Source organism: Streptomyces sp. NPDC058534 (assembly GCF_042717365.1).
In the GTDB taxonomy this organism is placed as follows: Bacteria; Actinomycetota; Actinomycetes; order Streptomycetales; family Streptomycetaceae; genus Streptomyces.
Genome location: NZ_JBHXNW010000148.1, coordinates 1 through 8,338 on the forward strand (window position 1 = coordinate 1; position 8,338 = coordinate 8,338).

General features: G+C 70.8%; 6 protein-coding genes. 3 read left to right on the forward strand and 3 right to left on the reverse strand.

Going from position 1 to position 8,338, the window contains the following annotated elements; genetic code table 11:
* Positions 1 to 387: 387 nt before the first annotated feature.
* The gene (locus ACFWR9_RS41985) at positions 388 to 2,952 is read right to left on the reverse strand and encodes an ABC transporter permease (protein ID WP_383852745.1); all 2,565 of its coding nucleotides are present in this window, start codon (positions 2,950 to 2,952) and stop codon (positions 388 to 390) included.
* The gene (locus ACFWR9_RS41990; protein WP_383852747.1) at positions 2,949 to 3,737 is read right to left on the reverse strand and encodes an ABC transporter ATP-binding protein; all 789 of its coding nucleotides are present in this window, start codon (positions 3,735 to 3,737) and stop codon (positions 2,949 to 2,951) included. The genes ACFWR9_RS41985 and ACFWR9_RS41990 overlap by 4 nt, the downstream gene beginning before the upstream one ends.
* A 509-nt stretch (positions 3,738 to 4,246) precedes the next feature.
* Here ACFWR9_RS41990 and ACFWR9_RS41995 point away from each other — a divergent pair.
* Complete coding sequence (locus tag ACFWR9_RS41995; RefSeq protein ID WP_383852750.1) at positions 4,247 to 4,705, forward strand: DUF485 domain-containing protein; 459 nt, start codon at positions 4,247 to 4,249, stop codon at positions 4,703 to 4,705.
* Positions 4,702 to 6,312, forward strand: a complete 1,611-nt coding sequence (locus tag ACFWR9_RS42000; RefSeq protein ID WP_383852753.1) for a cation acetate symporter — start codon at positions 4,702 to 4,704, stop codon at positions 6,310 to 6,312. The genes ACFWR9_RS41995 and ACFWR9_RS42000 overlap by 4 nt, the downstream gene beginning before the upstream one ends.
* A gap of 33 nt (positions 6,313 to 6,345) precedes the next feature.
* Here ACFWR9_RS42000 and ACFWR9_RS42005 read toward each other — a convergent pair whose 3' ends face one another.
* The gene (locus ACFWR9_RS42005) at positions 6,346 to 7,236 is read right to left on the reverse strand and encodes a cellulose-binding protein (protein ID WP_383852756.1); all 891 of its coding nucleotides are present in this window, start codon (positions 7,234 to 7,236) and stop codon (positions 6,346 to 6,348) included.
* Between the two features lie 325 nt (positions 7,237 to 7,561).
* Here ACFWR9_RS42005 and ACFWR9_RS42010 point away from each other — a divergent pair.
* The coding region (locus ACFWR9_RS42010; RefSeq protein ID WP_383852758.1) for an RNA-guided endonuclease InsQ/TnpB family protein at positions 7,562 to 8,338 on the forward strand (777 nt) is incomplete at its 3' end.

Consider the following 8,338-nt stretch of genomic DNA (forward strand, 5'->3'; position numbering starts at 1 on the left):
GCGTCGCGGTGGCCGTACCAGGGGGCTCCGCTCCCTGGACCCCCGGGCCTATGCCCACCCACCACCCGACTCGGTGGGTTGAAGGGTGGACGCCCAGGGTGACGGACTACTCGGTGGGCTGAAAAGTGGACGCCGGGGGAGACGGACTACTCGGCGGGCTGAAGGGTGAGGTCCCAGGGTGACGGACTACTCGGTGGGCTGAAAAGTGGACGCCGGGGGAGACGGACTACTCGGCGGGCTGAAGAGTGAGCGCCCAAGGTGACGGACTACTCGGCGGGCTGAAAGTGGGCGTCCGAAGTGACCCGGCGAAAAGGCCCGGCGCCGGAGGCCTCGTGGCTTCCGGCGCCGGGTTCCCCCGCAACCCCCGTGTGCGGTGGCTGTCGGGTGTTACTCCGTCGCGATGGCGTTCAGGACGTTCATGCGGCCCGCGCGGAAGGCCGGGACCAGGGCGGCGAACAGGCCCACGAAGGCCGAGCCGATGAAGACGCCGATGATCGTCGGCCAGGGGATGTCGAGGACGTTCAGTCCCTCCAGGGCGAGCAGCTTCTGCGCCGTGGCGCCCCAGCCCATGCCCAGTCCGAGGCCGAGCAGCGCACCGAAGAGGGCGATGACGACGGACTCCATGCGGATCATGCGGCGCAGCTGGCGGCGGGAGAGTCCGATCGCCCGCATCAGGCCGATCTCGCGGGTCCGCTCGACCACCGAGAGGGCCAGGGTGTTCACCACACCGAGGACCGCGACGATGATCGCCAGGGCGAGCAGGCCGTAGACCATGTTCAGCAACTGACCGACCTGGTCCTTCAGCTCCTGCTTGTAGTCGGTCTGGTCGGCCACCTGGTACTGCGGGTAGGCGTCCATGGACTTCTTCAGCGCCGCGTACGCCTGGTCACTCTTGCCGTCCTCGGCCTTGGCGAACATGATCGTGTTCGGCGGGACGCTCTCGGCCGGCAGGTACTTCCGCATCGTGTCGATGCTGATGTACCGGGCCCCCTGGTCGATGGCCACGTCGTCGTCGGTGATCGCGGCGACCTTGAGCTTCGCGGTCTCGCCGCCCTTGAAGGCGACCGAGATGGTGTCGCCGACGCGGACGCCGTGCTTCTTGGCGTAGTCCGCGCCGACCGACATGGCGTCCGGCCCGTAGGCGGCGGAGAGCTTGCCCTCCGTCGTGGCGCGGCGGACGTCCTCGGCGTAGGTCGGGTCGGCGGCCGTGACACCGTCGTCGTCGGTCTTGCCGTCGGGCGAGGTCAGCGTGGCGTCGAGCATCTTGTAGCGGGTGACGTGCTCCAGGCCGGGCGTGTCCTGCATCGCCTTCTCGGCCTTCGGCACGATCCGCTGGTTGCCCTGGACGATGAAGTCCGCGCCGACCGTCTTGTCCAGCTCGCTGGTGGCCGAGGCGACCATGGAGGAGCCGACCACCGAGAGGCAGGCCACCAGCGCGAGGCCGATCATCAGGGCGGCGCCGGTGGCGCCGGTGCGGCGCGGGTTGCGCAGGGCGTTGCGCTCGGCCAGCCGGCCGACCGGGCCGAAGGCCCGCAGCAGCACCGCGCTGATCACCCGGACCACGAAGCCGGCCAGCAGCGGGCCGATGACGACGAAGCCGATCAGGGAGAGCACGATGCCCGCGCCGAGCATCAGCGAACCCTCGCTCGCCTTGTCGGCGCCGGCAGCCGTGAGCAGGGCCGCGGCACCGGAGCCGGTGAGCACCAGGCCGATCAGGCCGCGTATCCAGCCGGCCTTGCCGTCGGCCGGCGTACCGGCGTCGCGCAGTGCGGCCATCGGGGAGATCTTGGCGGCGCGGCGGGCCGGCAGGTAGGCGGCCAGGACGGTGACCACGATGCCGAGGACCAGGCCGACCACGGGGGTCGCCGTCTTGATGGTCAGGTCGTCGGTGGACAGGTTCATGCCCGCGGCGGACATCAGCTTCATCAGGCCGATGGCGATGCCGACTCCGGCCGCGACGCCGAGGACGGAGCCGACGATGCCGAGGAGGAGGGCCTCGACCAGCACGGAGCGGTTGACCTGCCGGCGGGAGGAGCCGAGGGCGCGCATCAGGCCGATCTCGCGGGTGCGCTGGGCGACCAGCATGGAGAAGGTGTTGATGATGAGGAAGATGCCGACCAGGAACGCGATCCCGGCGAAGCCGAGCATGGCGTACTTGATGACGTTCATGAACTCGCCGATGCCCTCGCGGTTTTCGTCGGAGTTCTCCTTGGCCGTCTGGACCTTGTAGGTGCCGTCCAGGGCCGAGGTGACGTTCTGCTTGAGCTGCGTGTCGGAGACACCGGCCTCGGCGGTGACGTTGAGCTGGGTGAACCTGCCGGTGGCGCCGAGCAGTTCGCTCTGGGCCGTGGGCGTGTCGAAGTAGATGACGGCGGCGCCGGGGTTGGTCACCGTGAAGGAGGCGATGCCGACGATCTTCGCCTTGAAGTCGCCGGTCTGCGCGATGGTGCGCAGTTCGTCGCCGGGCTTCAGGTCGTGCTTGTCGGCGGTGTCGGCATCGACCATCACCTCGGTGGGCCCGCGCGGGGCGTGCCCGGTGGTGATCTCCATGGACCGGAGGTCGTTCTTCGTCCAGTTGCCGGCGATCGTCGGGGCGCCGCTGGTGGCGCCCACGTTGTCGTTGTCACTGTTGACGACCGTCACGTTCATCGAACTGACGACGCCCTCGGCGGACTTGACGCCCTCGGCCGTCCGGGCCCGCTCCAGTGCGGACGCCGGCAGGGCCTCGGGCACGCCGTTCTGCGGGGTGTCCTCGGCCTTGGCGTCCTTCGGCATGACCGTGACGTCGGACGAGGTGACCGCGAAGAGCTTGTCGAAGGTGGTGTTCATCGTGTCGGTGAACACCAGGGTGCCGCACACGAACGCCACTGACAGCAGCACCGCCACCGCCGAGAGCGCCATCCGGCCCTTGTGCGCGAGGAAGTTGCGCATCGAGGTCTTCACGACGGTCATGACGTGCGCCCCCGGGCGTCGAAGTCCTTCATCCTGTCGAGGACGGCGTCCGCGGTCGGGCTCAGCATCTCGTCGACGATCCGGCCGTCGGCGAGGTACAGCACCCGGTCCGCGTAGCTCGCGGCGACCGGGTCGTGGGTGACCATGACGATGGTCTGGCCCAGTTCGGTGACCGAGCGGCGCAGGAAGCCCAGTACCTCGGCACCGGCGCGGGAGTCGAGGTTTCCGGTCGGCTCGTCACCGAAGATGATCTCGGGCCGGGCGGCCAGGGCCCGCGCCACCGCGACCCGCTGCTGTTGGCCGCCGGAGAGCTGGGTGGGCCGGTGCTTGAGCCGGCCGGCCAGCCCCACGGTCTCCACGACCCGGTCCAGCCACGCCTTGTCGTACTTGCGGCCCGCGATGTCCATGGGCAGCGTGATGTTCTCGATCGCGTTGAGCGTCGGGAGCAGGTTGTACGCCTGGAATATGAAGCCGATCCGGTCCCGGCGCAGCCGCGTGAGCTTCTTGTCCTTGAGGCCGGTGATCTCGGTCTCGTCGAGGTAGATCTGCCCGCCGGTGACCGTGTCCAGGCCGGCCAGGCAGTGCATCAGCGTGGACTTGCCGGAGCCCGACGGGCCCATGATGGCGGTGAACCGACCGCGGGCGATGTCCACGTCCACGTGGTCGAGGGCGACCACCCGCGTCTCGCCCGATCCGTAGGCCTTCACGACCTGCCGCGCTCGCGCGGCAACGGCCGTACGCCCTCCAGTGCCCCCGTGCGTGGGAATACTTACGGCCGATGTCATGTCAAGTCTCCTATGTCGGTCATCGAGTGAGCCGCCGGTGCCGCGTTGGGCCGCCGCGGGTGTGCCGTCCTGCTGTCTCGAAGAGTCTGTCCGGAACCGTGGGGCGGGCGCGCTGGTGTTCAGCGCACTCTTTTCCTGGGGAAAACCCCACCCCCACGGGTCCGGTTTGCCGCCCCCCAGCGGCGTAAAGCCAGATTAAGGACGTCACCCGGTCCCTCTCGTCCTCCGCCGGTACGAACCCTCCCCGAGCCGTAGTACGGAGGTACCCCTAGGGGCAGTCCACCCTTCGGTGGAGTCGGTCTCGGGGTCGCTCTCCACCCTGAGACGCACCGAGCCTCCACCCTCCCGCCACGTGAGGGTCAAACGAGCACGTCGGCCAGGGCATACCGACCGACCAGTTCGGCCAAAAGGCAGCGCTCCAGGTGACTGGCGAGTAACGTGCGTGGCTCCCCACCCCCCACCTCCCTGCGGTCCGCCACCCGGACCCCAGCCGCGCAAGGAGAACCGGGATGTCCTACGACCCGTCCCCGTCGTACCCCCACCACCCCCCACCGCCGTACCCGCCCCATGCCCCGGCCCACCGGGCCCCGACCCACCAGGCCCCGGCCCAGCGTGGCCCGACCCACCACGCCCCCACCCGACGTGCCCCGCGGCGCGACCCGCTGGGGCACCACAGCGACCTGCGGATCCTGCGCAGCGCCTACCGCTGGCAGCGGCGCACCGCCACGCTCACCGCGCTCGGCTACTTCACCCTGTTCCTGATCCTGTCCGCCTACGCGCCCGGTTTCATGACCGGCACCGTCGTCGACGGACTGCCCACCGGACTGCTGCTCGCCCTGGTCCAGTTGCCCGTCACCTGGCTGGCGATCGCGCTCTACGAGCAGACCGCCCGGCGCCGCGTGGACCCGCTCGCGGACCGCATCCGCAAGGAGGCCGAACTGGACGCCCGGCGGGAGGCGGGACGATGACGGAGTTCAGCGGCAACGCCCAGACCATGTCCCTGGTCGGCTTCACCGCGGTCGCCACCATCACGCTGCTGCTGTGCGTGATGACCGGCCCCGACCGGGACGACCTCGACGAGTTCTACACCGGGTACAGCTCCCTGTCCCCGATGCGCAACGGCCTCGCGATCGCCGGCGACTACATCTCTGCGGCGTCCGTCCTCGGCACCGGCGGCGTCATCGCCCTGTTCGGTCACGACGGTGTCGTGCTGGCGCTCAGCACCGCCCTCTCCCTGATGCTGCTGATGTTCCTGCTGGCCGAACCCCTGCGCAACGCGGGGCGGTTCACCATGGGCGACGCGCTCGCCCGCCGGATGCCCGGCCGCAGCGTCCGCGTCGTCGCCTGCGCCGTCACCCTCGCCGCGCTGCTGCCGCTGATGCTGGTGCAGCTCGCGGGCACCGGCCAACTGCTCGCCTTCGTCCTCGGGTTCTCCGGCGAATCGCTGGAGACCGGGTGCATCATCGGGCTCGGCCTGCTGATGATCAGCTACGCGGCGATCGGCGGGATGAAGGGCACCGCCCTCATCCAGATCCTCAAGATCGTGATGCTGCTCGGCTCGGGCGCCGTGGTGGCCGTACTGATCCTCAACCGCTTCGACTGGGACCCCGGCGCGCTGTTCGGCGCGGCGGCGGACCGCAGCGGAGTCGGTTCGGCGTTCCTGCACTCGGGGCTCCAGTTCGCCGGCGGGCCCCACCCCGACGCGGACATGATCACCGCGCACCTGACCGTCGTACTGGGCGGCGCCTGCCTCCCGCACGTCACCATGCGCATGTACACCGCGTCCTCGGCCCGCCAGGTGCGCCGCTCGATGTCCTGGGCCGTGTCCAGCGTGGCACTGTTCGTGCTGGTCGTCACGGTCATCGGCTTCGGCGCGACGGCGCTGGTGGGGCGGGCGGTCGTGGCCGCGATCGACCCGCAGGGCAACACCGCCTACCTGCTGGGCTCGCAGGCCGCCTTCGGCGCGGAGGTGTCCACCGCGGAAACGTTCCTCTTCACGATGGTCACCACGGCCGTCTTCCTCACCCTGCTCGCCTCCGTCGGCGGCATGATCCTCGCGTGCGCCAACTCCCTGGCCCACGACGTGTTCGCCACCCGCGTGCAGGAGATGTCACCGCGCCGCGAGATGGCCCTCGCCCGCGTCTCCGCGCTGGCCGTCGGCATCCCCGCGATCGTCCTGGCCACCCTGGTCCAGCACCGCAGCCTCCAGCCGCTGGTGACGCTGTCGTTCTGCCTGGGCGCCTCGGCCATCGCCCCGGCCCTGGTCTACGGCCTCTTCTGGCGCCGCTACACCCGCACCGGGCTGCTCAGCACCCTCATCGGCGGCTCACTGGCCGTCCTGTTGCTGATGCCGGGCACCAACCTGGTCTCGGGCTCACCCGTCTCCGCGTTCCCCGAGGCCGACTTCAACTGGTTCCCGTTCACCACGACCGGCCTGGTCTCCATCCCGTTCGGCTTCGCCTGCGGCTGGATCGGCACCATGCTCTCCGGCCTGCGCAAGGCCGAGGAGCAGCGCCGGCAGTACGAGGCGGTGGAGGGCTGGATCCTGGCGGGGGCGGTGCGCAGAGGCGACTGACGGCGCCGGCCGCGGGGCGGGACCCGGGCGGTCTCACTCGACCGCACGGCCCGTCAGCGAACTGAGATTGCTGCGTACGGAGGCCATGTGGGCCTGCAGTTCGTCCCACCGCTCCCCATGCTCGCGCAGTACCCGCTCCGTCTCACGGCCGATCTCCTCCTGCCGCACCCGGGCCTCGGCGACCACTTCGTCCGCCCGGGTCCGGGCCTCCTCCCGCATCCGCCCGGCCGCCTCCCCCGCCGCGGCCAGCGCCCGCTCCGCATCACACACCGCCTGTGCGGCGCGGGCCACCGCCTCCGCATGGTGCGCGTCCAGCGCCGCGGCCCGTTCGTCCTCGGCCCGCTCCACCCCGGCCAGCCGTTCGGTGTGCTCCCTGCCCTGCTCCGCGAGCGTGTCGTCGGTGCGCGTGCGCGCCTCGCGCAGCACGGACAGCACCTCCCCGCGCTCCGCCTTCACCTCCCGCCGCGCCTCGATCCGCATCTCGTCGGCCTCGGCACGCGCCACGAGCAGCCGCTGCCGGGCCCGTTCGTCGACCTCGGCGCGCACCGCGTCGGCCCGCGCCCTCGCCGCCTCCAGCACGCCGTCCGCGTACGCCCGCGCCTCCCGCATCCAGTCGTCCCCCGCGCCGCGCGCCCGCGCCCGCACGGCCCCGGCCTCTTCCTCACCGAGCCGGAACAACCGCCGCGCGCTCTCCCCGAGCGCCTCGTAGTCCTGCGAGGTGAGCTGGGCGACCTCGTCCCGCAGGTCGTCCAGGTCCTCCCCCATCTCCCGGGCGAGCACGGTGAGCCGGGCGGCCCGCTCCCAGGCCGCGTCGCGGTCGTCGGAGAGCGCCGCGGCACACTCCTCCACCTGTTCCGGACGGTAGCCGCGCTCACGCCCGCATACGGACACGAAGCCGCCGGGAGACGCCGCTGCGCTGCTCATGCTGATCACCCCTGTGGTGAACCTGCCGCACTAAATGGACTTAACCGACTTTATGGATCGGACGTAAGCCCTCATAATGCGACACACCGCACGCGAAGGGCGGTCAGGGACTGGGACGCGGAGCGTCTCCGAAGTTCGGTTCCGGGCGCGGAGCGCCCGTGTTGCTGCTGGCACGGCCCTAGGTGATGCGAACGTGTGTGCCTATGGTCACTGGTCGGAGTGGCTCCTGCTGGATCGGCGGGTGTGTGCGCGGTTGTCGTACGTATGGTCCTGCGCAGGGCCCGGGACAGCACGGTGTCCTGGCCGCGGCCGTGAAGGGGGCGAGATGGCACGGGTGGGGACGGATGTGGGGGTCGGGCATGCCCGGTATACGTACCGGTTGCGAGTGTCGACGGCTGCCCGCACCGCTCTGGCAGCGGAATGGGGCCGGTGTCGCTGGCTGTGGAACGAGTGCGTCGCCAAGTCCAGGGCCGTGCACCTGCACAACAGGGCGACCGGCGAGAAGAGCACGTGCGGCCCGGCCCAGCTGGACAGGATGCTGACCGAGGCCCGCGCCCGTACGCCGTGGCTGCGGGAGGGCTCGTGCGTCCCCCAGCAGCAGGTCATCCGCGACTTCGGCCGCTCCAGCGCCAAGGCCCACCAGGACATCGCAGAGCGCCTGCCCGTGGCGCGCCGGGCCGGGATGCCCACATGGAAGACCAGACGTGAGGCGCTGGCGACCCTGAACTACACCCGGCGCGGGTTCCGGCTGAAGGACGGCCGGCTGCACCTGGCGGGTGGCATCGTCGTGTCGGTGGTGTGGTCGCGGGAGCTGCCGGCCGAGCCGTCCTCGGTACGCGTCTACCAGGACAGCCTCGGACACTGGTACGCCTCCTTCGTCGTCCCTGCCCAGATCCAGCCCCTGCCCAGGACCGGCCGCGTCCTCGGCGTCGACTGGGGCGTGAAGCAAACCGCGACCACCACGTCCGACGCGCACGACCTGCCGCATGCCGGGCACGGCAGGAAGGCGCGGGCGAAGCTAACCCGCTACGACCGGATGATGGCCCGCCGCAGGCCGAAAAAGGGCCGACCCGGATCGAGGGGCTACCACGCGGCGAAGAAG